The organism is uncultured Sphingomonas sp. (genome assembly GCF_913777625.1).
GTDB lineage: Bacteria > Pseudomonadota > Alphaproteobacteria > Sphingomonadales > Sphingomonadaceae > Sphingomonas.
Genome location: NZ_CAJYTI010000010.1, coordinates 443,946 through 467,350, shown reverse-complemented (window position 1 = coordinate 467,350; position 23,405 = coordinate 443,946). Strand labels below are relative to the sequence as shown.

At 68.5% G+C, this 23,405-nt stretch carries 27 protein-coding genes; 8 read left to right on the top strand and 19 right to left on the bottom strand.

Features of this window, described 5'->3' with window-relative positions; genetic code table 11:
* Positions 1-496 (top strand): LptF/LptG family permease (locus QZ814_RS07300; RefSeq protein WP_294330483.1); only part of this gene is annotated, 496 nt, incomplete at its 5' end.
* Between the two features lie 38 nt (positions 497-534).
* Positions 535-1,629 (top strand): hypothetical protein, encoded by a 1,095-nt coding sequence (locus QZ814_RS07295; RefSeq protein ID WP_294330482.1) that lies wholly within the window; start codon positions 535-537, stop codon positions 1,627-1,629.
* Positions 1,630-1,635: 6 nt separating this feature from the next.
* On the opposite strand, the gene QZ814_RS07290 is transcribed toward QZ814_RS07295, so the two are convergent.
* Positions 1,636-2,427 (bottom strand): polysaccharide deacetylase family protein, encoded by a 792-nt coding sequence (locus tag QZ814_RS07290; protein WP_294330481.1) that lies wholly within the window; start codon positions 2,425-2,427, stop codon positions 1,636-1,638.
* Positions 2,428-2,556: 129 nt separating this feature from the next.
* Positions 2,557-3,663, bottom strand: a complete 1,107-nt coding sequence (locus QZ814_RS07285) for a fatty acid desaturase (RefSeq protein ID WP_294330480.1) — start codon at positions 3,661-3,663, stop codon at positions 2,557-2,559.
* Positions 3,664-3,814: 151 nt separating this feature from the next.
* On the opposite strand from QZ814_RS07285, the gene QZ814_RS07280 reads away from it, so the two are divergent.
* Entirely contained in the window at positions 3,815-4,972 is a 1,158-nt protein-coding gene (locus QZ814_RS07280) for an N-acetyltransferase (RefSeq protein WP_294330479.1), read from the top strand.
* 48 nt (positions 4,973-5,020) lie between these two features.
* On the opposite strand, the gene QZ814_RS07275 is transcribed toward QZ814_RS07280, so the two are convergent.
* The 8 genes from QZ814_RS07275 to QZ814_RS07240 form a co-directional block, all read right to left on the bottom strand.
* Entirely contained in the window at positions 5,021-5,305 is a 285-nt protein-coding gene (locus tag QZ814_RS07275; RefSeq protein WP_294330478.1) for a hypothetical protein, read from the bottom strand.
* A gap of 93 nt (positions 5,306-5,398) precedes the next feature.
* On the bottom strand, positions 5,399-5,680 hold the full coding sequence (locus QZ814_RS07270; protein WP_294330477.1) for a hypothetical protein: 282 nt from the start codon (positions 5,678-5,680) through the stop codon (positions 5,399-5,401).
* 221 nt (positions 5,681-5,901) lie between these two features.
* The gene (gene xth / locus QZ814_RS07265) at positions 5,902-6,672 is read right to left on the bottom strand and encodes an exodeoxyribonuclease III (protein WP_294330476.1); all 771 of its coding nucleotides are present in this window, start codon (positions 6,670-6,672) and stop codon (positions 5,902-5,904) included.
* A 10-nt stretch (positions 6,673-6,682) separates the two neighbouring features.
* Positions 6,683-7,027, bottom strand: coding sequence for an iron-sulfur cluster insertion protein ErpA (gene erpA, locus QZ814_RS07260; RefSeq protein ID WP_294330475.1), 345 nt, complete (start codon positions 7,025-7,027; stop codon positions 6,683-6,685).
* A gap of 49 nt (positions 7,028-7,076) precedes the next feature.
* Positions 7,077-8,246, bottom strand: coding sequence for a M23 family metallopeptidase (locus QZ814_RS07255; protein WP_294330474.1), 1,170 nt, complete (start codon positions 8,244-8,246; stop codon positions 7,077-7,079).
* 124 nt (positions 8,247-8,370) lie between these two features.
* The gene (locus QZ814_RS07250; protein WP_294330473.1) at positions 8,371-9,174 is read right to left on the bottom strand and encodes a ferritin-like domain-containing protein; all 804 of its coding nucleotides are present in this window, start codon (positions 9,172-9,174) and stop codon (positions 8,371-8,373) included.
* A complete protein-coding gene (locus QZ814_RS07245; protein WP_294330472.1) occupies positions 9,171-9,641 on the bottom strand; it encodes a peroxiredoxin in 471 nt (156 codons plus the stop codon). The genes QZ814_RS07250 and QZ814_RS07245 overlap by 4 nt, the downstream gene beginning before the upstream one ends.
* A gap of 13 nt (positions 9,642-9,654) precedes the next feature.
* On the bottom strand, positions 9,655-12,330 hold the full coding sequence (locus tag QZ814_RS07240; RefSeq protein WP_294330471.1) for a bifunctional [glutamine synthetase] adenylyltransferase/[glutamine synthetase]-adenylyl-L-tyrosine phosphorylase: 2,676 nt from the start codon (positions 12,328-12,330) through the stop codon (positions 9,655-9,657).
* An 89-nt stretch (positions 12,331-12,419) separates the two neighbouring features.
* Between QZ814_RS07240 and QZ814_RS07235 the strand changes: the two genes are divergently transcribed.
* Entirely contained in the window at positions 12,420-12,611 is a 192-nt protein-coding gene (locus QZ814_RS07235; RefSeq protein WP_294330470.1) for a hypothetical protein, read from the top strand.
* A 3-nt stretch (positions 12,612-12,614) separates the two neighbouring features.
* Here QZ814_RS07235 and QZ814_RS07230 read toward each other — a convergent pair whose 3' ends face one another.
* Genes QZ814_RS07230 through QZ814_RS07220 form a run of 3 tightly spaced genes read right to left on the bottom strand, consistent with a single transcriptional unit; the run spans position 12,615 to position 15,102 of the window.
* A complete protein-coding gene (locus QZ814_RS07230; RefSeq protein ID WP_294330469.1) occupies positions 12,615-12,950 on the bottom strand; it encodes a 2Fe-2S iron-sulfur cluster-binding protein in 336 nt (111 codons plus the stop codon).
* Positions 12,947-14,029, bottom strand: coding sequence for a cysteine desulfurase family protein (locus tag QZ814_RS07225; RefSeq protein ID WP_294330468.1), 1,083 nt, complete (start codon positions 14,027-14,029; stop codon positions 12,947-12,949). Before QZ814_RS07225 ends, QZ814_RS07230 begins: the two co-directional genes overlap by 4 nt.
* A complete protein-coding gene (locus tag QZ814_RS07220) occupies positions 14,026-15,102 on the bottom strand; it encodes an aminotransferase class V-fold PLP-dependent enzyme (RefSeq protein ID WP_294330467.1) in 1,077 nt (358 codons plus the stop codon). Before QZ814_RS07220 ends, QZ814_RS07225 begins: the two co-directional genes overlap by 4 nt.
* Before the next feature lie 92 nt (positions 15,103-15,194).
* Between QZ814_RS07220 and QZ814_RS07215 the strand changes: the two genes are divergently transcribed.
* On the top strand, positions 15,195-15,851 hold the full coding sequence (locus tag QZ814_RS07215; RefSeq protein WP_264609245.1) for an alpha/beta hydrolase: 657 nt from the start codon (positions 15,195-15,197) through the stop codon (positions 15,849-15,851).
* Positions 15,852-15,864: 13 nt separating this feature from the next.
* On the opposite strand, the gene QZ814_RS07210 is transcribed toward QZ814_RS07215, so the two are convergent.
* From QZ814_RS07210 to QZ814_RS07195, 4 genes are all read right to left on the bottom strand, one after another.
* Entirely contained in the window at positions 15,865-16,752 is an 888-nt protein-coding gene (locus QZ814_RS07210; RefSeq protein WP_294330466.1) for an alpha/beta hydrolase, read from the bottom strand.
* Positions 16,753-16,984: 232 nt separating this feature from the next.
* Positions 16,985-17,128, bottom strand: coding sequence for a hypothetical protein (locus QZ814_RS07205; RefSeq protein ID WP_294330465.1), 144 nt, complete (start codon positions 17,126-17,128; stop codon positions 16,985-16,987).
* A gap of 26 nt (positions 17,129-17,154) precedes the next feature.
* Positions 17,155-17,361 carry a hypothetical protein gene (locus QZ814_RS07200; RefSeq protein ID WP_294330464.1) on the bottom strand — a complete coding sequence of 69 codons (207 nt, stop codon included), beginning with the start codon at positions 17,359-17,361 and terminating at the stop codon, positions 17,155-17,157.
* Entirely contained in the window at positions 17,333-18,301 is a 969-nt protein-coding gene (locus tag QZ814_RS07195) for a threonine/serine dehydratase (protein ID WP_294330463.1), read from the bottom strand. The genes QZ814_RS07200 and QZ814_RS07195 overlap by 29 nt, the downstream gene beginning before the upstream one ends.
* A gap of 153 nt (positions 18,302-18,454) precedes the next feature.
* Here QZ814_RS07195 and QZ814_RS07190 point away from each other — a divergent pair, with 153 nt between their 5' ends.
* Positions 18,455-19,678, top strand: coding sequence for a type III PLP-dependent enzyme (locus QZ814_RS07190; RefSeq protein ID WP_294330462.1), 1,224 nt, complete (start codon positions 18,455-18,457; stop codon positions 19,676-19,678).
* 185 nt (positions 19,679-19,863) lie between these two features.
* The gene (locus tag QZ814_RS07185; RefSeq protein ID WP_294330461.1) at positions 19,864-20,943 is read left to right on the top strand and encodes a deoxyhypusine synthase; all 1,080 of its coding nucleotides are present in this window, start codon (positions 19,864-19,866) and stop codon (positions 20,941-20,943) included.
* A gap of 186 nt (positions 20,944-21,129) precedes the next feature.
* On the opposite strand, the gene QZ814_RS07180 is transcribed toward QZ814_RS07185, so the two are convergent.
* Positions 21,130-21,903: an SDR family oxidoreductase gene (locus QZ814_RS07180; protein WP_294330460.1), complete on the bottom strand. Its 774-nt coding sequence runs from the start codon at positions 21,901-21,903 to the stop codon at positions 21,130-21,132.
* A gap of 102 nt (positions 21,904-22,005) precedes the next feature.
* Between QZ814_RS07180 and QZ814_RS07175 the strand changes: the two genes are divergently transcribed.
* Complete coding sequence (locus QZ814_RS07175; RefSeq protein ID WP_294330459.1) at positions 22,006-22,407, top strand: helix-turn-helix domain-containing protein; 402 nt, start codon at positions 22,006-22,008, stop codon at positions 22,405-22,407.
* A 24-nt stretch (positions 22,408-22,431) separates the two neighbouring features.
* Here QZ814_RS07175 and QZ814_RS07170 read toward each other — a convergent pair whose 3' ends face one another.
* Positions 22,432-23,382, bottom strand: a complete 951-nt coding sequence (locus QZ814_RS07170; RefSeq protein ID WP_294330458.1) for a PHB depolymerase family esterase — start codon at positions 23,380-23,382, stop codon at positions 22,432-22,434.
* Positions 23,383-23,405: the final 23 nt, after the last annotated feature.

Here is a 23,405-nt window from a genome sequence, read left to right as displayed (position 1 = left end):
GCCGCATGGCCACCGCGTGGCCAACGGCTGGGACATCGAGCCGGCGACGCGCTTCGACGTGGCGAGCGGCAAGCTGCAATCGCTGGGCCGGGTGACGATCGCCGGCGACGTGCGCCCCGACCAGTTCACGCTGGGCAACGTCAATCCCGACGGGCTGGACTTCACGCAGCTCAATGCCGCGATCGGCGACCTGCGCGATGCGGGGCGGCCGACCAAGTCGCTGGAGGGCACGCTGTGGCACAAATTCTCCGGGCCGCTGTCCGCAGTGCTGATGCCGTTGCTGGGCGCGGTGGCGGCGTTCGGCATCGCGCGATCGGGCCAGCTGTTCGTGCGCGCGGTGATCGGCATGGCGCTGGGCTTCGCCTATTTCGTCGCGGACAATTTCGCGCTGGCGATGGGCAATCTGGGCGCCTACCCGCCCTTCCTCGCCGCCTGGGCGCCGTTCCTGCTGTTCCTGATGATCGGCGAAGCGGTGCTGCTGCGGACCGAGGAATAGGCTATTCGGCTGGCGATCACCGCCGGGAGGCCTTGCCGATGCATCCTCGCCACGCCCCGTTGTTCGCCGCCGTCCTCCTTGCCGGCGCACCGGCAGGCGCCCTCGCCGCGCCCGAGCAGCTGTATCAGGGCAACGTCGGCACGGCGCGGGTCGTGATGGCGCTGACCGCGGACAAGGCCGAGGTTAGCGGCCAGTATTTCTATCTCACCTCCCGGCTCGACATCGATCTTGCGGGGAGCATCCAAGGCCAGACGCTCGATCTCCAATCGCGCGTGACCGGCGACAAGCTGCACCTCGTCCGCAACGGCGATACGCTCAACGGCACGCTCGTCACCGCCAAGGCGCGGCGCCTGCCGGTGCTCCTCCGCCCGGCCGGTGCCCCCGCGGGTCTTCCCGCCGACCTGCCGCCCAAGCTGAGCGCCTATGAACGCTGGCACCTGACCGGCCTTCAGTTCACCGCGCAGCAGGCCGAAACGCGCAACGGCAAGACCATCCGCTGGTACCGCGAGCCGCTTTCCGGCATTCGGCTGTTCCGCATCGAACGCGGGTATCCGGGCGCGGCAATGGCGGCCGTCAACCACGCGCTGGCCCGCAACCAGTGGCAGGACGTCTCGGCCTGGTTCGCCTGCACCGGCTATGAGGGCGGCCCCGGCATCGACGTGGCCGAGGCGCAAACGCCGTGGCTCGGCGCGAACCATGTCAGCTATGTCTGGAATGCCAGCTGGAGCTGCGCGGGCGCGGCGCATCCCGATTTCGGCACCACGGGCTACAGCTACGACATGCGCACGGGCCGCGAACTGCGGCTGGACGATCTGCTGCATTTCGGTCCGACACCCGTGCCGGCAGAAAGCAGCGACGCCTGGTACAGCTATCGCAGCAAGCGCTTCGCGCCTGCCGTGGTCGCGCTGCTCAAGCGCTACCACCCCAGCGAGATGACCGCGCCGGCCAAGGGTGACGAGGACGGCTGTGACTATTCCGATCCGGAGGTATGGAACTTCCCCGGCTGGGCGCTTTCCGAAAAGGGCCTGTGGCTCGGCGCCTATTTCGCCCGTGTCCAGCGCGCCTGCGACGCGCCGGACTGGGCGATCCTCCCCTGGTCTGCGCTGGGGCCGCACGCCGGCGAGGCGCCCTGACCCGCGTCAGGGATGCGCCTTGGCCCAGTCGAGCGCGTCCTGCAGCGTGGTCACCCAAACCTCGCCGCGATGCGCCGCCAGCCAGTCGAGCAGCTTCCTATGCTCGGCGTCCGGCACGGTGAGGTAATCGCCGCCGACGCCGTGGAACAGGAACACGGCCCAGCCGCCGCCCTGCTCGGCCTCACGGACATAGGCGATCATCTTCTCCGCCGTCGCGCCCTCGCCGAAGCCGCGCGCGGGGACATGCATTGGATCGGCCTTGGCGACATTGGCCCGCGCATCCGCCGGCGTGTCGACCACCCCGCGCACATAGGTGACCAGGTTCGCCTTGCGCAGTTCCTCCAGATAGTCGGTGCCGCCAGCCAGGCTCTGGCCGCACGGCGTCGCCAGGCCGTGGCGGGACTTTCCGTCGAGCGCGTGGAGCAGCACATTCTGCTGGGCGATCTCGCGCAGCATGCTGGCGGGGGTATAGGCCTCGCTCACATAGCGGGGGTCGGCGGGGTAGCTCGCCTTGCTGCAGGGATGGAAGATCGTGTGGTTGGCGAGTTCATGCCCCTCGGCCGCGACCTTGCGCCAGCGCTCGACTTGGGCCTCAGCCACATTGGCAAGGAAGAAGGTGCCCTTGAACCCGGCGGCATCCAGTTCGGGCACGACATGGTCGAGCTGCGAGGTCAGCGCGTCGTCATAGGTGAGCACCACCGCCGCCTTGGCGCCGTTCGGCCACTGGGTCTGTGCCGCCGCCGGCATGCCGGCCACCAGCGCGCAGAGCGCCGCCGCGCGCAGGAACATCGCTCGCATCATCCTCTCCCCCGATCTTGCCGGGCGCACGGTAGCGCGCGGGGCACACGAGGCAAGGCGACCATATCAACAAAAAGGGCCGGCGCACCGCCCGGTGCCCGGCCCCTTCCGATTCGTTCGGCGCCGCGATCAGCGCTGGCGCATCGTGCCCTGTGCCAGCTTCACCACGAGGCCCGAGAGCGTCGGGTAATTGGCCTGGTGATAGACCGAGCTGGGATCCAGTGCCGCGACGAGGCGGCGATGCGCCTCGCCCAGCGAATGGTATGGCACCGCCGGCAGCAGATGGTGCAGCGCATGGTAGCGCAGACCCACCGGCGCCCAGAGATAGGGCAGGAAGCCCGGCTCGGGCACGTTGACGCTGTCGAGATACTGGGCGGTCACGGTCAGCGGCTCGCCCTCATTCTCCCAGAGATGCGCGACCAGCGTCCGCACCTGGTTGATCACCGCCGAGGCGGCGACGATGCCGATATAGGCGAGGAAGGCGCGCAGCGGCAGGATGCCCGCGACGGTGATGCCGATCAGCGTGATGGCGAACAGGCTCGCGCCCAGCTCCTGCCAGAACCACTGGCGGCGGAACGCGCCCTCGGGTTCGCGACGCTCGAACGCAGGGTTGATCTGCAGCCCCGAATAGCGCGCGACGACCAGCCGGCGCAGCTTCGGGAAGAGCAGCGACAGCGGCGCCAGCACCGCGAAGCGGAGCAGCAGCCCGATCGGCATCAGCACCGAGACGAGCAGGAACAGCGGCAGCGTCCACGGCTTCATCCGGGCGAGCGGCAGATATTCCGGATCCTGCTCGGTGCCGTAGCGCGTGCGGGCGTGGTGGATCGTATGGATGCCCTCATACATGAACGAAGGCAGCAGCAGCGGAATGCCCACCAGCAGGTTCCAGCCCAGCCGGAAGCCAGGCAGCAGGGAATGCTTGAGGTGGGTGATCTCGTGGATGAACAGCTCGGCGCGATACAGCGCGAACACCGCGATCGCCGCGCCGATCAGCGCGATCCACGGCGACGCTGCGAACATCGCGGTCGCCATGCCGGCATAGCCGATCGCCGCCGAGAGCAGGCAATCGGTCCAGTAGAGCGCCTTGTTCGGCGTGTGCAGGTCGCGGGTCAGCTCGGCGGCGGCGCGAAGCATCGCGCGGTCGTCCGGAACGCCCGAAAGCCGGATGCGCGCGATCGTTGCCGACACATCGGCGTCCGGCGCGTCCGGAAGATCGAAGGCTAGCGTTTGGGTCATGGGTTCTGCCATTGGCCTTAGATAGTGGCTATACGGTGGCATTACAGGGCGACCAAAGGGCCAGTGCGCTGCGCTGCACGCCTGCCGCTTGACAGGCGCCTTCGGACGCAAGACTGCATTGCGCCGTATCAAGAATTTCTGGGGAACCATCGTGGCTAGTGCCGATCTCAAGGTCCGGCCCGTTTCGGGCAAGGCAGATACCAAGGCGTTCATCGAGCTCGCCTATCGCCTGAACGGCGACGATCCGAACTGGGTCGCGCCGCTGCGCGACGAAGTGGCGAGCACGATCAGCCCGAAGAAGAATGGCTGGTTCAGCCATGCCGAGGCTCAGTTGTTCCTCGCCGAGCGCGGGGGCAAGGTCGTCGGCCGCATCTCGGCGCATATCGACACGCTGGCGCTGCAGATGCCGCCCGAACAGGGCTTCGGCCCGGGCACCGGCTTCTGGGGGCTCTTCGAGGCCGAGGACGCGGAGGTCGCCGCCGCGGTGATCAAGCAGGCCGAGGACTGGCTGCGCGCCAAGGGCATGACCAAGGCACTCGGCCCGGTCAGCCTGTCGATCTGGGAAGAGCCCGGCCTGCTGGTGAAGGGCCATGACCATTCGCCGACGGTGCTGATGGGCCACCACCCGGCGCGCTACCAGGGCTGGATCGAGGCGCAGGGCTATGGCCCGGCCAAGAAGATCGTCACCTACGAGCTGGACATCAGCAAGGAATTCCCGCCGATCGTGCAGCGCATCGTCGCCGCCGGCGAGAAGAATGCCCGCATCCGCGTGCGCGAGGTGGACAAGTCGAAGTTCGCCGAGGAAGCGGCGATCATCCTCGCCATCCTCAACGATGCCTGGGGCGACAATTGGGGCTTCGTGCCGCTCACCCAGCCCGAGATCGACGATGTCGGCAAGAAGCTGAAGCCGTTGGTGTTCAACGACCTGATCCGCATCGCCGAATATGACGGCGAGCCGGTGGCGTTCATGGTCACCCTGCCCGACCTCAACGAGCCGCTGAAGCCGCTCAAGGGTTCGCTGCTCCCCTTCGGCTGGGCGAAGCTGCTGCTGTGGCTGCGCAAGCCCAAGGCGCGGACGATGCGGGTGCCGCTGATGGGCGTGGTGAAACGGCTGCAGAGCTCGCGCATGGCGAGCCAGCTCGCCTTCATGATGATCGAATATATCCGCCGCGCCTCGGTGGCGAACTATGGCGCGAGCCGCGGCGAGATCGGCTGGATCCTCGAAGACAATCAGGGAATGGTCGCGATCGCCGATGCGATCGAGAGCAAGATCAACCGCGAATATCTGATCTACCAGAAGTCCCTCTGAACGGGCTGCGGCAGCGGGTGGGGGTGTCCCGCTGCCGCGCCCCTTCGATCAACGCTCGACGAGGTTGTCGGTCAGCGGATCGATCCCCGTGGTGCGGATCCACTCCGCCCGGGTCTTGCACTCGCGCCGGTGCGGGATGCGCGAGCCGGTGGTTTCATATGCCTCCACGCAGATCTTCTGCGTCGTCGCCTTTGCCGCTTGCGGCAGCTCCTGCTTCTTGTCGTTCTCGAACGCGCGGGTCGCGGCACTGGCGGGGGCAATGCTGCCGGCAAGGAGCGCGCAGGCGCCGAACAGGATGGCGCCGGTACGGGCGGTGGTGGTGAACTTGGTCATGCTTTCCTCCTGAGAAACGGGCGTGCGGGGACGTTCCGCCGCACGCGATGCGGTGGTTGTTGCTTCAGCTTGCGATGTCGGTCGGGGTGGCGATCAATACTCGCCGAAGGGGTCCGCGCCTTCGCGGATCCAGGTCTCGCGCGTCTTGCACTGCTTGATCTTCTTGCCGCTGTCGGCGGCCTTGCGCTCGACGCACCAGATCAGGCCGCGCGCCGTGCGGTTGAGCAGGCGGATATCCTTCTTCATCGCGGCGGGGGCCGGCGTGGGTTCGGGATCGCGGGCGGCCTGGGCCGGGGCCGCTGCGGCGAGCGTGGTGACGAGCAGCGCGGCAGCGGGCACGAGGCCGAGAAAGTTGCGAGTGCGATACGTGGTCATGTCAGGCTCCAGTCTCTTGCGAGGTCCGACGCTCCTTCGTTTTCGCCGGTGCCTCGTTCATTGCAGAAGCCGTGCCAGTTTCATCTATCGTTTATTTTCAATCTCTTAGCTAAATTCACTCAAGTGTCATAGTGCCACAACACAGCAATTTGCGCCAGGAGTTGGCGCAGATTACCGGCTATCACACCATGTTACGGAAATGGGACGGAGGCGCCGCGCGGTCAGCGCAGCGTCACCCAGGTAGGCGCGTGATCGCTGGCCTTTTCGCGGCCGCGATAGTCCTTGTCGACGCCGGCGCCGGTGAAGCGATCGGCGGCCTGCGGGCTGAGCAGCAGATGGTCGATGCGGAAGCCCGCGTCGCGCTGCCAGGCACCCGCCTGATAGTCCCAGAAGGTCCACACGCCGCCCTTGGGGAAGCGGGTGCGCAGCGCGTCGGTCCAGCCCTGTGCCAGCAGCTGGCGGTAGCGCGCGCGCGATTCCGGCTGCATCAGCGCATCCTCGGCCATGGCGCGGACCGAGAAGGTGTCGTCGTCGTTCGGAATGACGTTGAAGTCGCCAGCGAGGATCGCCGGTCGCTCTTCGGCGAGCAGTTCCGCCGCGCGATCGTAGAGCCGGTCCATCCAGCGGAGCTTGTAGTCGAACTTCGGCCCCGGCTGCGGATTGCCGTTGGGCAGGTACAGCCCACCGACGACCAGGTCGCCAACCTCGGCCTCGATATAGCGGCTGTGCGCATCCTCGGGATCGCCGGCAAGGCCGCGCTGGCGCTCGATCGGCTGCTGCCCCCTGGCGAGGATGGCGACGCCGTTGAAGCCCTTCTGGCCGTGCCACACCGCGCCGTATCCGGCGGCCTCGATCGCGGCGATGGGCAGCGTGTCGTCGGAGCTCTTCAGCTCCTGCAGGCAGACGATGTCAGGCTGCTGTTCGGTGAGATACTCGACGAGGCGCTCGAGGCGGGCCTTGATGCCGTTGACGTTGTAGCTGACGATTTTCAACGGTTTGCGCTCAGATCGAGAAGCTGGTGCCGCAGCCGCAACCGGATGCCGCATTGGGATTGGTGACCGCGAAATGCGCGCCGCCGAGATTGTCGATGAAATCGACCTGCGCGCCGCGCACCAGATCCAGGCTGACCGGATCCACGACCAGTCGCACCCCGTCGACTTCCGCGATCGCGTCGTCGGCTTCCACCGTTTCCGCGAGGCCGAAGCGATACTGGAACCCCGAACAGCCGCCGCCTTCCACCGACAGCCGCAGGATCGCAGGCTTGGCCTGTTTGGTGGCGATCACCGCGACGCGCGCCGCTGCGGCGGGCGTCAGCGCGATGGTGGGCTGCTCAAGGATCGTCGTCATGGGCGCCGAGATAATGCGCCGGCGCCCGTCCGGCAATGCGGGGAAAGGCTCAGCGCGGACCGCCGACGCCGCCGCCGGTCACCGGCGCCTGCGCGATATATTCGCCCGACTGGATGAAGGGGATCGGATTGATCGCGTGCCCGTCGAGGCGGACTTCATAATGGAGGTGCGTGCCGGTCGAACGGCCGGTCGACCCCATCAAGCCGATGATCTGGCCCCGGCGCACGCGGGTATTGTCGGCGACGAGGATCTTCGACAGATGACCATAGCGGGTTTCGAGACCGCGGCCATGGTTGATCTCGACGAGGTTGCCATAGCCGCCCTGGCGACCGGCATGCGAGACGACGCCGTCGGCGGTGGCGTAGATCGGGGTGCCCATCTGGCCGGGGATGTCGACGCCGGCATGCATCGCAGCGGTACCGCGGAACGGATCCGAGCGGACGCCGAAGTGCGAGGTGAAGCTGACATGCTGCACCGGCTGCATCGACGGGATCGAGATCGACGCGGACTCGATCGAGTCGAGCTTCTTCCAGGTCTCGAACAGCGACCGGAACTGCGCATCCGCATCCGCGGTCACGGCGGTGGTCGCGTCGTCATCGCTCACCGGCTCATAGGGGCCGCCCATCGCGACGGTGACCTTGGCGAAGCGCTGCGGCGCGAGGCCGAGATGCTGGAGACGAGCGGCAGCCTGGCGCACCCGCACCTCGCCGACCTTCCGCGCCTTCGCGGCAAGCGCGACCTGGCGCGCCTCCACCTTCTTCAGCGGCGCGGCGATTTCGTCGGACAGCGCGCTGGTCTTCTGCGGCACGGCCTGGAGATCGGCTTCGAGCACCGAGCGATCGGCCTTGCCGGAGACGACCGCGTTCAGCACCGCCTGGCGCTGCTCGATCTTGGCGGCCTGCAGCTTGGCGGCATCCTTGGCGGCGGCCACTTCGGCGCGCATGCGGGCAACCTCGGCGCGCATCGCGGCGACCTGCGCCTCGGGCGAGCCCGCCACCGGCGCGGTATAGGCGATCGCGCCGGCCATCGCCTGCGACACGCCATAGCCGGAGAACAACACGGTCGTCACCGCGGCGCTGGCGAACAGCAGCTGCGAACGGCCCCCCACGCTGAAGCGGCGCAGCTTGCCGCCTTCGTGGAGGATCACATCCCGCGTGGTGAAGAACTCCCGGAACTTGTGCGCAAAGTCATCATTCTTGCGTTCGGACGGTACGGCCATGAGTCCCCGGCAAATTCATGGAAGCCAACACCGTAGCGACCCGGCGCGCAGCTTCAGGATGATGCGTGGCGAAGGGTCAGCCCCTGTCCTCTCCGTCTCGCTTGGAGACTCTTTTGGAGGATAATCAGCCGTCGGCAAGCGCTTGGTAGTACGCACGCGTCAAACCGGCTGAGTCGCGCGCCGAGTCGTTGAACGGCGGCTTAATGGCACCCCTGAAATGGGTACGGACCAGGTCTTGCCAAGTCGTTTCCGGAACGCAACGAGCCGCAGCACAGGCGGATTCGAACCACTCCGTACCGGCCCGTACATGGCGCACTTCATCGTTGACGATCCGTGTCAGGATCTTCGCGGTGACGGTATCGCCGGCCGCGTCGAACCGCTCGATCGTCGCGGGCGTCACGTCCAGCCCGCGCGCTTCCAGCACCATCGGAACGATCGCCAGACGCGCCTTGGCATCATGCGCCGTCTCCGTCGCCGCATCCCACAGGCCATCATGCGCCGGCAGCGCGCCATAGTGGCTGCCGAGGCTGCGCAGCCGTCGGTCGAGCAGCGCGAAGTGCATCGCCTCGTCCGCCCCGACGCGCATCCAGTCATCGGTGAAACCGGTGGGAAACTGCGCGCCGAAGCGGCCGACCAGATCGAATGCAAGGTCGATCGCCACGAATTCGATATGCGCGAGCGCGTGGATCAGCGCGATCCGCCCGCGCTCCGATCCGCCGCGGCCACGCTTGGGCATGCGGTTGGGCGGCAGCAGTTCGGGCGCTGCGGGGCGCGCCGGCCGATCGGGCATCGCCACGTCGAAGCGGAAGTTGAGCCGCCCGAGCCGCCAGTCGCGCGCCGCCGCCCGCGCCGCCATCACCTTCTCGGTCGGGTCGGCGGCGTCGAGCACCGCCCGGACCGCCGCCGCAACGCTGCGCCGTTCGCTCACCCCAGCGCCTTTGCCGCGTCCAGCACCTCGGCGGCATGGCCGGGCACCTTCACCTTCCGCCAGGCGCGGACCAGCGTGCCCGACGCATCGAACAGGAAGGTCGAGCGCTCGATGCCCATATATTTCTTCCCGTACATCGACTTCTCGACCCACACGCCCAGCGCCTCCATCAGCGCGCCGTCCTCGTCGGTGGCGAGCGGCACGGCGAGGTCGTACTTGGCGGTGAACTTCTGGTGCTTGGCGGGCGGGTCCTTCGAGATGCCGAGCAGCTTCACGCCGAGCGCGGTGAATTCCGGCATCAGCTCCGTGAAGTCCTGCGCTTCGCGCGTGCAGCCCGACGTGTCGTCCTTGGGGTAGAAATACAGGACGAACGGCGCGCCTGCGCCCCACTCGGGAAGCGCGATCGCGCTGCCGTCCGCCGCCACCAGTGCGCCCTTGGGGAGCGCGTCGCCCTGCTCGATGCTCATTGCCTGGTCTCCGTCAGCTACGGGCCTGGATGTCGGCCCAGCATTGGCGCACCTCCTGCCGCGTTGCGTCGAGCGTCGCAACCACCGCTTCCCAATCGGGCAGGCCGAGCGCGCGGGCAATCAGCGCGCGGGTGCGCTCGCCCGGCGGCTGGGCGTCGGGCGCGACCAGCCGCAGCGTCACCAGCAGCCGGGTGAGAAAGTCGTGCGCGTCTCGAAGCGCCGGCGGCATCAGCCCCTGCCCCACCAGCGCATCGATCGCGCGGCCAAGGCGCGGATCGAAGCCGGTGCGCTGGCAGAGTTGCTGAACGTGCACCGCAAATTCCAGATCGACCAGCCCGCCGTCGAGCAGCTTGGCGTCGAGCGGCCCCGCCGGCGGCTTGTGTGCGGCCATGTCGGCACGCATCTTGGCCGCGTCGGCGAGGATGTCGCGCTCGGGCCGGGCGCCGTTGAGCACCCTGTCGATGATCGCCTGCACCTGCGCGCGGGCTTGGCCGGAGCCGAACACCGGCCGCGCCCGGGTGAGCGCCATATGCTCCCAGGTCCAGGCGTCCTTTTCCTGATAGCTGGCGAACCCCTCCAGCGAGACGGACAGCGGCCCCTGCGTCCCCGAGGGCCGCAGGCGCGTGTCGACCTCGTAGAGCGGCCCCGCCGCCGTGGGCACCGAGAGCGCCGCCGTCACCCGCTGCGCCAGGCGGTTGTAATAGGTGACCGCGCCCAGCGGCCGTCGCCCATCCGACTCTGCCGCATAGTCACCGGTGAACAGGTAGATCAGGTCGAGGTCCGAGGCATGGGTGAGCGCGCCGCCGCCCATCCGCCCGAGCGCCAGGATGACCAGCTCGCTGCCCGGCACATGGCCGTGCTGCGCCGCGAACTCCTCGACCGTGGCGGCGGCCAGCACCTCGATCGCCGCTTCGGCGACGCGCGCATAGCCCGCGGAGACGTCGAGCGGGTCGCTTGCCCCCGCGACGATCTGCACGCCCAGCGCGAACCGCTTCTCGTTGACCAGCCGCCGGACATGTTCGAGCCGCCACTGATAGTCGGTGCCGCGCTCCTCGGCCGCCATCGCCGCCATCAGCGCGGGCACATCGCCCACCGGCGCCAATGCGCTCGCATCGATCAGCCCGTCGAGCAGTTCCGCACGCCGCCCGAGCTGTTCGGCCAGCGTCGGCGCGTGGCTGAGGATCGCGCTGAGCAGCCGGGTGAGCGCCGGCTGCGCTTCGAGCAGCCGGAAGATGTTGACCGCGCTCGGCAGCCGCTTGAGCATCGCGTCGAACCGGGTGATCGCGTGCTGCGGATCGGGTGCGCCGCCGAACCCGGTCATCAGCGTCGGCAGCACCGCCTCCAGCGCGCTCTGCGCCGCAGGACTGCGCAGCGCCGGATAGGTCGCGCCCCGCCAGCCCTCCACGACGCGACGAGCGATACCTGCATCGGGAAAGCCTGCCTCCGCCAGCCGCTCGCCGAGCAGGTCCGGATCGGTGGGCAGGCCGCTGCCGGAGCCTTCTGCCAGCGCGTCGTAGATCCGCCCGACCCGCTCGACATGCGGCTGGAGCAGCGCGACCAGCGCGGCACCGTCTTCCACCCCGTGCAATCGTGCGACATGATCGAGCGCGGCGGGGTCGCCCGGCAGCGTGTGCGTCTGGCGATCGTCGATCATCTGCAGCCGATGCTCGATCGTACGGAGCAGAACATAGGCGTCGTCCAGCGCCTTTGCCGCGTCCGCGTCGATCCGCCCTGCCGCCGCCAGCGCCGCCAGCGCGTCGCGGGTGGCGGGCACCCGCAGCGCCAGGTCGCGGCCACCATGGATCAGCTGGTGGATCTGCGCGAAGAACTCCACCTCGCGAATGCCGCCCCTGCCCCGCTTCAGATCATAGCCTGGCCCGAAGCGCTGGCCCTGGTGATGATGGTCGCGGATGCGGCGGGAGATTTCCTGGATCTCGCGGATCGTGCCGTAATCGAGCGCACGGCGCCACACGAACGGCCGGATCGCATCGAGAAAGCGCTGCCCCAGCACCACGTCGCCGCCGGCAGCACGCGCACGGATGAAGGCGGCGCGCTCCCAGGGCAGCGCCTGGCTCTCGTAATAGCTGATCGCCGCCTCCACCGGCAGCGCGATTGGCGTCACCTCCGGCGAGGGCCGCAGCCGCAGGTCGACGCGCAGCACATAACCGTCGCCGTCGCGGGCCTGGAGGATCTCCAGCACCCGCCGGCCGATCCGCACCGCCGCTTCCTCGGGCACCTCGCGCGGCTTCACCGGCAGCGTGGCGGGATCGAAGATCAGGATGGGATCGATGTCCGACGAATAGTTGAGCTCGCGGCTCCCCTGCTTGCCAAGTGCGATCGCGGCGAACCCGCGGGGCTCGGCATCGGGCGTGCGCTCGCGGATCGCCGCACGAATGGCGCAGTCCAGCGCCGTATCGGCGAAATCGCTGAGCAGCCGGGTCGTCCGCTCGAAGTCGTACGCGCCGGAAAGGTCGCCGATCGCGGCGATCAGCGCCAGCCGTCGCCGCTGGACGCGCAGCGCCTGCGGTACCGGCATCTCCAGGGTGGGGGCCGCCGCCACCCCGATCGGGTCGGCCAGCGCCGCAGCGGGATCCTCGGCAATGTCCGTTTCGCGCCCGAGCACGAGGCCCAGGAACGGCGAATGTTGGGCAATGCGCGCCAGGGTGTCAGCAAGGTCGAGAGAAGTCACGGGCAATCCTTAACGTTCAAAAACCGCATTGCTGCGGCGAACGGTGTCATCTTCAAGCAACGAATGCGGTACATGACCGTTTTGTGGCCGTGGTTCAGACGGCACCCTCCCAAGCCCAAGAGGCAAGCGCAGCGACTCCCTATCGCATCGAGGCGCCGCGTGCCGGGGACGGTATCGGCCGTGCGCTGGCCAATGCCTATGCCCGCGATTTCGGGCTACCGCAGGACATGGCGGTGCTGCTCGCCAAGCTGAACGACCGCGATCCCCGCTGCCATTGGTAGGGCTCACCGGCCCTGCATGTCCCGGTGCGCCGAGGGCATGCGAACCGTGAGTCCGTCGAGCGCGTCGGTCAGCACGATCTGACAGGCAAGCCGGCTGGTGCGCACCGCGCCCATGGCGAGGTCCAGCATGTCTTCCTCGTCCTCGCTGGCGGGGGCCAGCCTGGCGAAGTCCTCCGCTGCGACGATCACATGGCAGGTCGAGCACGCCATCTGCCCCTCGCAGGTGCCCTCCAGCGGTTGCCCCGCATTCTGTGCAACCTCGAGCAGCCGGGCACCCGGCGCGGCCCGCACCTCCTGCACCGCACCGCCGCCGGGCGCCTCGAACCGAACCCGGATCATGCCGCAACCCGCTGGGCGTCGGCAGCGGCGCAGATGCGGTCGAGTGCGGTCATCAATTCCTCCTCGGTGGTCATGCGGCCGAAGCCGATACGGATGCTGGAACGCGTCTGGGCCTCGGAAAGGCCCAGCGCGCGCAGGACATGGCTGGGGCGACCGGACCCGCTGGCGCAGGCCGAGCCGGCCGAAAAGGCGATGTCGCGCAGGTCCGCCATCAGGCGGGCGACGTCGAGGCCTTCGCGGTGGAGGTTGAGGTTGCCGTGGTAGCGGTTGGAGGCGGAGCCGTTGAGCTGCCAGCCAAGCCCCAGTCGCTGCGTCGCCGCTGTCCAAAGTCGACGCACATGCGCGGCATCCTCGTCCGATCGCGCCGCGGCGACCTTCGCCGCCGCCCCGAACCCGGCACACAGCGCCGGCGACAGCGTGCCCGACCGCCCGGGCGCTTCCTGCCCGCCCCCGTGCAGCAGCGGCACCAGCGCCGCCCCGTCGCGCACCCACAGCGCCCCGATCCCCTTGGGGCCGTGGATCTTATGGGCGGAAATCGCCACCAGGTCGCAGGTCGCGGGGATCGGCACCCGGCCATAGCCCTGCACCGCGTCGCACAGGAACAGCGCCCCCGCCGCATGGGCGATCTCGGCAAGTTCGGCGATCGGCTGGACAACGCCGATCTCGTTGTTGACCAGCATCGCGGCGACCAGTCCCGTGCCCGGGGTGATCGCGGCACGGGCGACGTCCAGGTCGACCAGCCCGTCCGGCCCGACGGCAAGCACCGTCACCGGCCGACCGCTCGCCGCCACCGTGTCCAGCACCGCGGCATGTTCGGTGGCGAGGGTGACGATGGGGCCGCTGGTGCCCTTGATCGCCCAGTTGAGCGCCTCGGTCGCGCCGCTGGTGAACGCCACCCGTCCGCCGGCGGGAAGCAGCGCCCCCACCTGTCCACGCGCGACCTCCACCGCCGCCTTGGCCGCGCGGCCGGGCGCGTGGGGCGAATGCGGGTTGGCGTGCTGCGATTCGAGCCAGGGCAGCATCGCCGCCAGCGCCTCGGGGGCGAGCGGCGTCGTCGCCTGATAATCGAGATAGATCATGCCGCCCGGGCTCGCGCCTCGGCAACGGTCGCGCGCCACAGCGCGGCGAAGCGATCGACATCGCCCTCGCTGGTGCTCCGCCCGAAACTCACCCGCACCACTTCGCGCAGGGCCGGCTCGGCCCAGCCCATGGCGGTCAGCACATGGCTCGGCCGCATGCTGCCCGAGGAGCAGGCACTCCCCGCCGAGACCGCGATCCCGGCAAGATCGAAGCGGATCAGCTGTGCGGCAGAGGAGACGCCCGGCATCCGATAGGCGCCGATCAGCGGGCTGCGCGGGCTTTGTGCGCCCACGACCTCGCCCCCTGCTTCAACGATCGAATCCTCCAGCCGGGCGCGCAGCCGCACCATTTCCGCCAGATCCTCCGGGACCGCCACCGCCGCTGCATAGCCGAGCGCGCCCGGCAGGTTCTCGGTGCCCGGCCGATAGCCCTTTTCCTGGCCGCCGGTCGGCAGCAACACGCCCAAATCGCGCACCAGCAGCGCGCCGATCCCCGGCGGGCCGCCGCGCTTGTGGGCGGAAACCGCCACCAGATCGGCATGCCGCAGCACCTCGGCATCGGCATGCGCCGGCATCTGCGCCCCATCGACCAGCAGCAGCCCGCCCGCGCCGTGCACGATCTCGGCGATGGCCGCGATCGGCTGGCGCACGCCGGTCTCGCTGTTGGCCCATTGCACGCAGACCAGCGTCCGCCCCGCGCCTTCCAGCGCCGCCGCGAGGGCCGCCATATCGACGATCCCGCCCGCCGTCACCGGCAGCACCTGCGCGCCTTCGCCCAGGCGCAGCACCGCATCATGCTCGACTGCGGTGATCAGCCGCCGCGCGGCGACGCTGCGGCCCATCGCGACGGCGAGCGATTCGCTCGCCCCGCTGGTCAGCAGCAGCTCGTGCGCCCAGCCATAGGCCGCCGCGATCCGCCGCCTGGCATCCTCCAGCGCCGCGCGCGCCGCCCGGCCGTCGCCATGCGGCGAGGAGGGGTTCGCCCAGCGCGTCATGCCGTCCATCACCGCCGCCACGGCCTCCGGCAGCATCGGGGTCGTCGCGGCATGATCCAGATAGAGTCGAGCGGCCAATGGCGTTCCAATTGCGTGAAGGGACCCGCTGCCTATATAGCGACCAAGTTCCTGCGCTCCACTGCGCATCTCCCTATTGAACAGGATCCGCCTTGCCCGAAGTCATTTTCCCCGGACCCGAAGGCCGCCTCGAGGGCCGTTTCGCTCCCGCGCCGCGCCCGCGCGCACCGGTCGCGATGATCCTCCACCCGCACCCGAATGCGGGCGGCACGATGAACAATCGCATCGTCCAGGATCTCTACAAGACCTTCCAGCGCCGCGGCTTCGCGACTCTGCGCTTCAACTTCCGCGGCGTCGGCAAGAGCCAGGGCACCTTCGACAACGGCATCGGCGAGCTTTCGGATGCCGCCAGCGCGCTCGACTGGGTGCAGAGCTTCCACCCCGAGGCCTCGTCCACCTGGGTCGCCGGCTTCGGCTTCGGCGCCTGGATCGGCATGCAGCTGCTGATGCGCCGCCCGGAGATCCGCGGCTTCATCTCGGTCGCGCCGCCGGCCAACATGTTCGACTTCACCTTCCTCGCCCCCTGCCCCAGCTCGGGCATCATCATCCAGGGCGAGCAGGACGAGGTCGTGACCCCCGGCGCGGTGCAGAAGCTGGTCGACAAGCTGCGCACCCAGAAGCACATCACCATCCACCACGACACCATTCCCGGCGCGAACCATTTCTTCGAGCACGAGATGGAACAGCTGATGGGCTCGGTCGACCGCTATCTCGACATGCGGCTCGACCCCAACTGCCCGATCCGCTGAGGATCCTGCCGGCTCAGTGCGACGCGAAGGTCGCGCTGAGCCAGCGATCGACGATCGCCGTGGCGGGATAGTCCGCCTCGCCGAGCTGGCGGTTCATCGCCACATGGCCGCGCAGGCCGCGGCCCCCGACGCCCTGCACCTCCACCTTGGATCCCTCCGCCCGCAGCGCTGCCCCCAGCGCTTCCGACTGGCGCGTACCGTCGTCGCGCTCGACGTGGAGGATCAGGAACGAGAGCACATTCGGCCCGGCCGTATGGGTGATCGGCGACAGCGCCCGCTGTCGTGCCGGATCGCTGCCGAACGCCTTGGTGTAGATCGGCCGCATGAAGCGCCCGGCCTCGGCCAGCTGCGCCGGCACGTCATAGGCCGCACCATCGAGCAGCACCACGCCGCGCAGCTGGTCGAGCATCAGGTCCTGTGCGTGCATGTAGCGCGGATCGGTGCCGACCAGCGCCGCGAGATGCGCGCCGGCGCTATGCCCCATCAGGACCATGCGGTTCGGATCGAAGCCGAGTTGCTTGGCGTGCGCGACCAGCCAGGCGAGCGCGGTTGCCACATCCTGCGCCTGCTGCTCGACGGTCGCGCCGGGGACCAGCCGGTAGTTGATCGTGGCGAAGGCATAGCCCTCGCCGGTGAAGTGGCGGATCTTGGCCGCCCCGGTCGCATTGTCCTTGCTGCCATGCTCCCAGCCGCCGCCATGGACGAAGACGATCAGCGGCGGCCGCGTTCGGGTGGAAACGGTGGGCGGGTAGTAATCGAGCTTCTGCTCTGCGAGCGCGCCATAGCCGAGGTCCCGCTTCGGTGCGGGCGCGGAGGGGGACGGCGTATCCATTTGCTGCTCGGCGAGCACGGGCGGGCCCGCGAGGAACAGTCCGGCCACCACCCATCCGATCGCGCGCATCCCGGTTCTCCTGCTGCGGGCGGGAGATATCGCATCGGGACCGGAGGGGTCGACTCGGAAAAGGTCGCAAGATGTAACGACCGCAAGATCCTCCCCTGCAAGGGGAGGGGACCGCGCCGAAGGCGTAGTGGAGGGGTGTCCCGGTTGGAGGCGTGGACGCCGCTACCAGCGGCGACACCCCTCCGTCATGCCTGCGGCATGCCACCTCCCCTTCCAGGGGAGGGTTGCAGGATCACACCGCCCAGATCAGCACATTGCCGAGGATCACCAGCGCGCACAGCAGCATCAGCACCCCGCGCTGCCGGTCGCCGCGGCGGAGCACGGTCACGCCGCCCCAGCTCAGCGCCAGTACCGCGAGCACGGCGATGCTCATCATCAGCGGATAGAGCCCCGAAAGGGCGTTCAGGTTACGACCATCCACAGCGTCACCCCCGACGCGATGCAGACGCAGGCCGTGCCGGCGACCAACCGCGAATCGCCGCGATAGGCGATCCGCAGCACGATCCAGAGCACATGGCCGAGTGCGAGGGTGCCGAGGCTGGCGAGCCGGGCAATGGCCGCGCCGATCGGATTGCCGCGATCATTCCGTGCTCCCGAGCGTGCGCGCATAGTCCTCCTGGTCGACGTTGCCGCCCGAAACGATCACCAACGCTCCCGGTTCCGCCGCCACCTTGCCGGCGAGCAGCGCCGCGATCCCCGCCGCTCCGCCGGGCTCGACGACCAGCCGCAGCTTCGCCGCCGCCCAGCGCTGCGCCGCACGGATCTCCGCCTCGCTCACGGCGATGCCAACCGCACCCCGGCGGGAGAGCACGTCGAAGGTCAGCGGCGACACGCGCGGGGTCTGGAGCGAATCGCAGGCGGTCGGCGGCGGGTTCGGCCCGACGGGTTCGATCCACCCCGCTTCCAGGCTCCGGCGCATGTCGTCCCAGCCCTCCGGCTCGACGGGCACGACCTCGGCCTCGGGCAGCGCCAGCGCAATCCCGGTGGAAAGCCCGCCCCCGCCGCACGGCACCAACACGCGCCTGGCCGCCTCCAGGCCCGCTTCGGCCATCTGCCTGGCCGCCTCGATCCCGGCGCTGCCCTGCCCTTCGATGATCCAGGGATCGTCGAAGCTCGGCACCAGTGCCGCGCCGCGGGCATGGGCGAGCTGCTCGGCGATCTTCTCGCGGCTTTCGGTGGCGCGATCATAGCGGACGACCTCCGCGCCCAGCGCCAGCGTCGCCTCCAGCTTCACCTTGGGCGCGTCGGCAGGCATCACGATCACCGCGGGAATGCCCAGGCGCTTCGCCGCCCAGGCCACGCCCTGCGCATGGTTCCCCGAGGAGAAGGCGACGACGCCCTTGTCGCGCACCCGCTCGTCCAAGGCGGTCAGCCGATGCCAGGCGCCGCGGATCTTGAACGCGCCGATCGGCTGCAGGCTTTCCGCCTTGAACGCTACCGGCACGCCCCGCACCTCGTGCACGAGCAAGGGCGTCGGCGGCAGGATCGCCGCAACCTTGGCGGCGGCATCACGGACCCCCGCACGGGTCGGCTGTCGCAATATCGTCACAAAACATCCTCGCCGTAGAAAAACGGACCCCAGAATCACTTTACACGGGGGACCGACGCGCATATGTGCGCTCCTCCGCTGCCCCATGGGACTTCCAACCGCAAGGCAGCTTTTCGTCAATGTTTGCCTCGCGGCATTTGGAGGTCCCTTGAGTTGCACAAGCATCATCGCGCGCTGGGGTTAGCGACCACCCGTATCGGCAACCGCGTTGCCGACATCGCTAAGCTTCGTCCGGTCCAGCCGGTAACGCTCGTCCGCCCGCATGCCGCATCGCGTGCGGCCCGGTTCTTCGCAGAGAAGTTCCCGGGTCGTTCGATGTATGCCGTGAAGGCCAATCCCTCGCCGGATCTGATCCAGATCCTGTGGGAGAGCGGAATCACGCATTTCGACGTCGCATCGATCGCCGAGGTTCGCCTCGTCGCCGGTGTCGCGCCGGAAGCAACCCTGTGCTTCATGCACCCGGTAAAGGCTGAGGAAGCCATATCCGAGGCGTATTTCGAGCACGGCGTTCGCGTATTCAGCCTGGACAGCATGGAAGAGCTGGACAAGATCGTTCGCGCCACCAAGGGCGCCACCGATCTCACGCTGTGCGTACGCCTCCGCGTTTCGTCGGATCACTCGAAGCTCAGCCTCGCGTCGAAGTTCGGCGTCGGCGTGGGCGAGAGCAAGGACCTGCTGATCGCGGTTCGCCAGGTCGCCGATGCGCTCGGTATCTGCTTCCATGTCGGCAGTCAGGCGATGTCGCCGGAAGCCTATGCCAATGCGATGGAGCGCGCCCGCGCCGCCATCGTCGAGGCGGGCGTGACGGTCGATGTCGTCGATGTCGGCGGCGGGTTCCCGTCCAGCTATCCCGGCATGGAGCCGCCGCCGCTCGAGCGCTATTTCGCGACGATCCACCGCGCCTTCGAAAGCCTGCCGATTTCCTATTCGGCAGAGCTGTGGGCCGAGCCGGGCCGTGCGCTGTGCGCCGAATACAGCTCGCTGGTCGTGCGCGTCGAGCGTCGCCGCGGCGATGAGCTGTACATCAACGACGGCGCGTACGGCGCGCTGTTCGATGCGGCGCATCTCGGCTGGCGCTTCCCGGTCCGTCTCCTCCGCGAGCCGGATTCGAACGCCAAGGACATGGGCTTCAGCTTCTATGGCCCCACTTGCGACGACATGGATCGCATGGCGGGCCCGTTCGAGCTGCCGGCCGACATCCAGGCGGGCGACTATATCGAGATCGGCATGCTCGGCGCGTACGGCGCGGCGATGCGTACCGGCTTCAACGGCTTCACCGCCGGCGATACGGTGATCGTCGACGACGAGCCGATGGTCTCGCTCTACACCGGCGAAGATGAGGCGGCTGCGGTTTCCTCGAACGTCGTCAAGCTGTAATCTACACGGCCTATCCGACCTCGCTCCCCTCCCGCTTGCGGGAGGGGTCGGGGGAGGGCATGGCGTATTCCTGGTTGGGAGCGGCCGAACAGCCCCTCCCCTAACCCCTCCCGCACGCGGAAGGGGCATTATGGGTTTCCGCGTCCCCTTTGAATGACGGCGGCCATGTGAAAATGGGAGTTCCCATGACCGACAGCCTCACCAAGACCGCGGCGGCCAACGCCCCGATCAACGACACCCGCAAGGCCGAGCTGCTTTCGAAGCAGGTCAAGCACATCGACATCAAGAGCTTCGACGCGCGCCCGATCGTCGACGCGATGGCCGATATGAGCTTCACCAGCCGCGACCTCGGCCGCGCGACCAAGATCTACAACGACATGCTGGCCGACAAGGACTGCACGGTCTGCCTCGTGATCGCGGGCTCCACCTCGGCCGGCGGCTGCATGGACCTCTATGCCGAGCTGGTGCGCAACAACATGGTCGACGTGATCGTCGCCACCGGCGCGACCGTCGTCGACATGGATTTCTTCGAGGGCCTCGGCCACAAGCACTATCAGGCGCTCGAGATCCCCGACGACGACACGCTGCGCTCGCTCTACATCGACCGCATCTACGACACCTATATCGACGAGGAGCAGCTCCAGGACTGCGACTTCACGATCAACAAGATCGCGAACGAGCTGGAGCCGCGCGCCTATTCGAGCCGCGCCTTCATCCGCGAGATGGGCAAGTACCTCTCCGAGCACGGCAAGAAGGAAAACAGCCTCGTCAAGCTCGCCTATGAGCATGACGTGCCGATCTTCTGCCCGGCGTTCGTCGACAGCTCGGCCGGCTTCGGCCTCGTCAAGCACCAGGTCGACCAGATGAAGGCCGGCAAGCCCTATCTGATGATCGACGCGGTGGCGGACTTCCGCGAGCTGACCGAGATCAAGATCCAGGCGGGCACCACCGGCCTGCTGATGATCGGCGGCGGCGTGCCGAAGAACTTCATCCAGGACACCGTCGTCTGCGCCGAAATCCTCGGCCATGAGGACGTGGAAGTGCACAAGTACGCGGTGCAGATCACCGTCGCCGACGTGCGCGACGGCGCCTGCTCGTCCTCGACGCTGCAGGAAGCCGCCAGCTGGGGCAAGGTGAACACCGGCATCGAGCAGATGGTGTTCGCGGAAGCCGGTTCGGTGATGCCGCTGCTGGCCTCGGACGCGTATCACCGCGGCTACTGGAAGGACCGCGCCAAGCGCGGCTGGGCGAAGCTGTTCGCCTGAGCCTGAGCCGCACAGGGCGAGCCCTGCTCGCCCTGAGACGGCGAAGGCCGGCCGGCGCGGCCCTGCCGCGTCCGACGTCGCGGGATTAACGCCGGCGACGGCCCATCCGGAAAAACGAAACGGCCGGGGAGCGATCCCCGGCCGTTTTGCTGTCCAATCCTCCCCGTTCCGGGGAGGATCTAGGGGTCACCCCTCCACCGCTTCCCGCGCCGCCTTGGCCATCGCCGTGAGCTGCGCCAGCGTCTCCTCGAACCGCCCCTCGCGCTCGGCGTCGCGAAGGAACTTCACCCGCTCGACCAGCACTTCCTTCGGGGTGGGCTGCCGTCCGAACAGCGCGATCACCTCGTCGGCGAACTCGTCGAGCGGCTGGTAGCCCGGGCGCTGGCTCTGGCCCGGCGTAAGCTCGGTCTGCACCGCCGGCGGGGCCAGCTCGATCACCTCGACCTTGCCCTCCAGCACCGCGCGCAGCGACACGGTGTAGCTGTGGATCGCCGCCTTGGTGGCGTTGTAGGTCGGCGTCGTTACCAGCGGCACGAAGGCCAGCCCCGAGGTGACGTTGACGATCGCCGCGTCGGGCGTCGCCACCAGATGGTCGATCAGCGCGTCGATCAGCCGGATCGGGCCCAGCAGGTTGGTGGTGATCGTCGCCTCGGCATCGGCGAGGTCGCGCTTGGCGTCGAGCGCCTCGAACCGCATGATCCCGGCATTGTTGATCAGCACGTTGAGCCCCGGATACGCGGCGATCAGTCGGGCGGCGAAGTCTTCCACCCCGGCGGCGCTCTCCACGTCGAGCGTCATCGCGTGCAGGCTGGCGCGGCCCTCGCACGTCGCTGCCAGCGCCTCGATCCGCCGCCCCGCGACGATCACGGTGTTGCCGGCGTCGTGGAAGCGGTGCGCGAGCGCTTGCCCGATGCCGGAGCCGCCGCCGGTGATCAGGATGGTGTTGCCGCTGGCCTTCATCGAACCCTCCATTGCTGGTTGCCGGCCGGGATGTACGCCGATAGGCTCCAAACGAAAGAAGGCACCCGAAAGATTTATACGCACCAAAAAGAGAGCGACTCCATGCCGTCCACCGCGCCCGTCCCCCGGGACCGCAGCCACGAGATGGATCCGCGCGTCGAGGCGCTCGTCACCGAGGTGATCGGGCGCGTGGCAGACAAATGGACGATGCTGATCCTCGAACTGCTCGCCGAACAGGGCGAGATGCGCTTCACCCGCATCGGCAAGGCGGTGCCCGGCATCAGCCAGAAGATGCTCACCCAGACGCTCCGCCAGATGGAGCGCGACGGGCTGGTGGTCCGCACCGTGCATGCGGTGATCCCGCCGCGCGTCGACTATCGCCTCACCGATCTGGGCGAGACGCTGGGCGAGGCGTTCTGCGGCGTATGGCTCTGGGCTGCGGCCAATCTCGAGCGGATCGAGGCCGCGCGCTGTGCCTTCGACGCCCGAGCGGGCGCGGGCTGAACCGCCCGCGCCCGCCCGCCGCGTTCAGTTGGCGAGCAGCCGCGCCACCATCTGGTGCACCGCGTCGATCTGCGGCCCGTGGCGCAGCTGGAAGTTGAGGCCGGAATAGCCCCACCAGTCCCAGCAGCCCATCGGGTTCATCGCGCTGGCATCGACCTGGGGATAGAGGACGACGATGCCGTTGCTGTCCGCCCAGCGGTTATAGCCGAGCTTCGCGTAGATGGCGTCGCTGCCGATCGTGTCGGCGCTCTGCTTGCAGCCATGGAACACGACATGCACCGCGCAGCGCGCACCGCTCGCGCGGCAGGCGGCCGGGACATAGACATAACCCTTGGTGGCCATCAGCGCGGCGGCGCCTCCATAGCGCCCCTGATCGAAGGCGATCGGCGCGGCAGTTGGCGCCGCCGCCGGCTTGAACTTCAGCGCGTACAGATGGTTGAGAATCGCGCCCGGCTGATCGTAGAGCGCGGTGCCGAGCGGACATTTGACGACGAAGATCCCGCCATTCTCGCTGCACGGATCACCGATCTCCGCGGATAGAAAGGCGTGGCCGGCCGGCATCGTGCCGACGAAGACCAGCGCGGCTGGCGCCACCTTGGCCTTGGTGTAGAACTCCCGCACAGCCGCCATCACGCTGGGTGCCACCACCGAATCCTTGGTGCCGCTGAACAGATAGACGCGCTGCTTCGCGATGCCTGCGACCGGATCGATCACGCCGTTGCGGGCGAAATCCTGCGCGGCCTTCCAGCTGCGCTCGGCCGGCGGCTTGCCCTGCATGCACACGCTGATGAAGCCCGCGCCGTTGGGCGGCGCGCAATTATAGGGACCGCCGGCAACGACGCCGACGCCCATCACCTCGCTCGACCAGGCGACCGAATATTGCACTGCCATAAAGGCGCCGGACGACAGTCCGGAGACCGAGACGCGGGCAGGATCCGCTCCCAGCGCGGGCAGGTCCTGCGCCCTGGCAGCCATGCTCAGCGAAAGGACAAGCATCG

Coding starts and splice junctions, on each gene's coding strand:
- QZ814_RS07295 (WP_294330482.1), top strand. CDS start 535: ATGCATCCTCGCCACGCCCCGTTGTTCGCCGCCGTCCTCCTTGCCGGC.
- QZ814_RS07290 (WP_294330481.1), bottom strand. CDS start 2,427: ATGCGAGCGATGTTCCTGCGCGCGGCGGCGCTCTGCGCGCTGGTGGCC.
- QZ814_RS07285 (WP_294330480.1), bottom strand. CDS start 3,663: ATGACCCAAACGCTAGCCTTCGATCTTCCGGACGCGCCGGACGCCGAT.
- QZ814_RS07275 (WP_294330478.1), bottom strand. CDS start 5,305: ATGACCAAGTTCACCACCACCGCCCGTACCGGCGCCATCCTGTTCGGC.
- QZ814_RS07270 (WP_294330477.1), bottom strand. CDS start 5,680: ATGACCACGTATCGCACTCGCAACTTTCTCGGCCTCGTGCCCGCTGCC.
- erpA (WP_294330475.1), bottom strand. CDS start 7,027: ATGACGACGATCCTTGAGCAGCCCACCATCGCGCTGACGCCCGCCGCA.
- QZ814_RS07255 (WP_294330474.1), bottom strand. CDS start 8,246: ATGGCCGTACCGTCCGAACGCAAGAATGATGACTTTGCGCACAAGTTC.
- QZ814_RS07245 (WP_294330472.1), bottom strand. CDS start 9,641: ATGAGCATCGAGCAGGGCGACGCGCTCCCCAAGGGCGCACTGGTGGCG.
- QZ814_RS07230 (WP_294330469.1), bottom strand. CDS start 12,950: ATGATCCGGGTTCGGTTCGAGGCGCCCGGCGGCGGTGCGGTGCAGGAG.
- QZ814_RS07225 (WP_294330468.1), bottom strand. CDS start 14,029: ATGATCTATCTCGATTATCAGGCGACGACGCCGCTCGCCCCCGAGGCG.
- QZ814_RS07210 (WP_294330466.1), bottom strand. CDS start 16,752: ATGCGCGCGATCGGATGGGTGGTGGCCGGACTGTTCCTCGCGGGCCCG.
- QZ814_RS07205 (WP_294330465.1), bottom strand. CDS start 17,128: ATGATGAGCATCGCCGTGCTCGCGGTACTGGCGCTGAGCTGGGGCGGC.
- QZ814_RS07200 (WP_294330464.1), bottom strand. CDS start 17,361: ATGCGCGCACGCTCGGGAGCACGGAATGATCGCGGCAATCCGATCGGC.
- QZ814_RS07185 (WP_294330461.1), top strand. CDS start 19,864: ATGACCGACAGCCTCACCAAGACCGCGGCGGCCAACGCCCCGATCAAC.
- QZ814_RS07180 (WP_294330460.1), bottom strand. CDS start 21,903: ATGAAGGCCAGCGGCAACACCATCCTGATCACCGGCGGCGGCTCCGGC.
- QZ814_RS07175 (WP_294330459.1), top strand. CDS start 22,006: ATGCCGTCCACCGCGCCCGTCCCCCGGGACCGCAGCCACGAGATGGAT.
- QZ814_RS07170 (WP_294330458.1), bottom strand. CDS start 23,382: ATGGCTGCCAGGGCGCAGGACCTGCCCGCGCTGGGAGCGGATCCTGCC.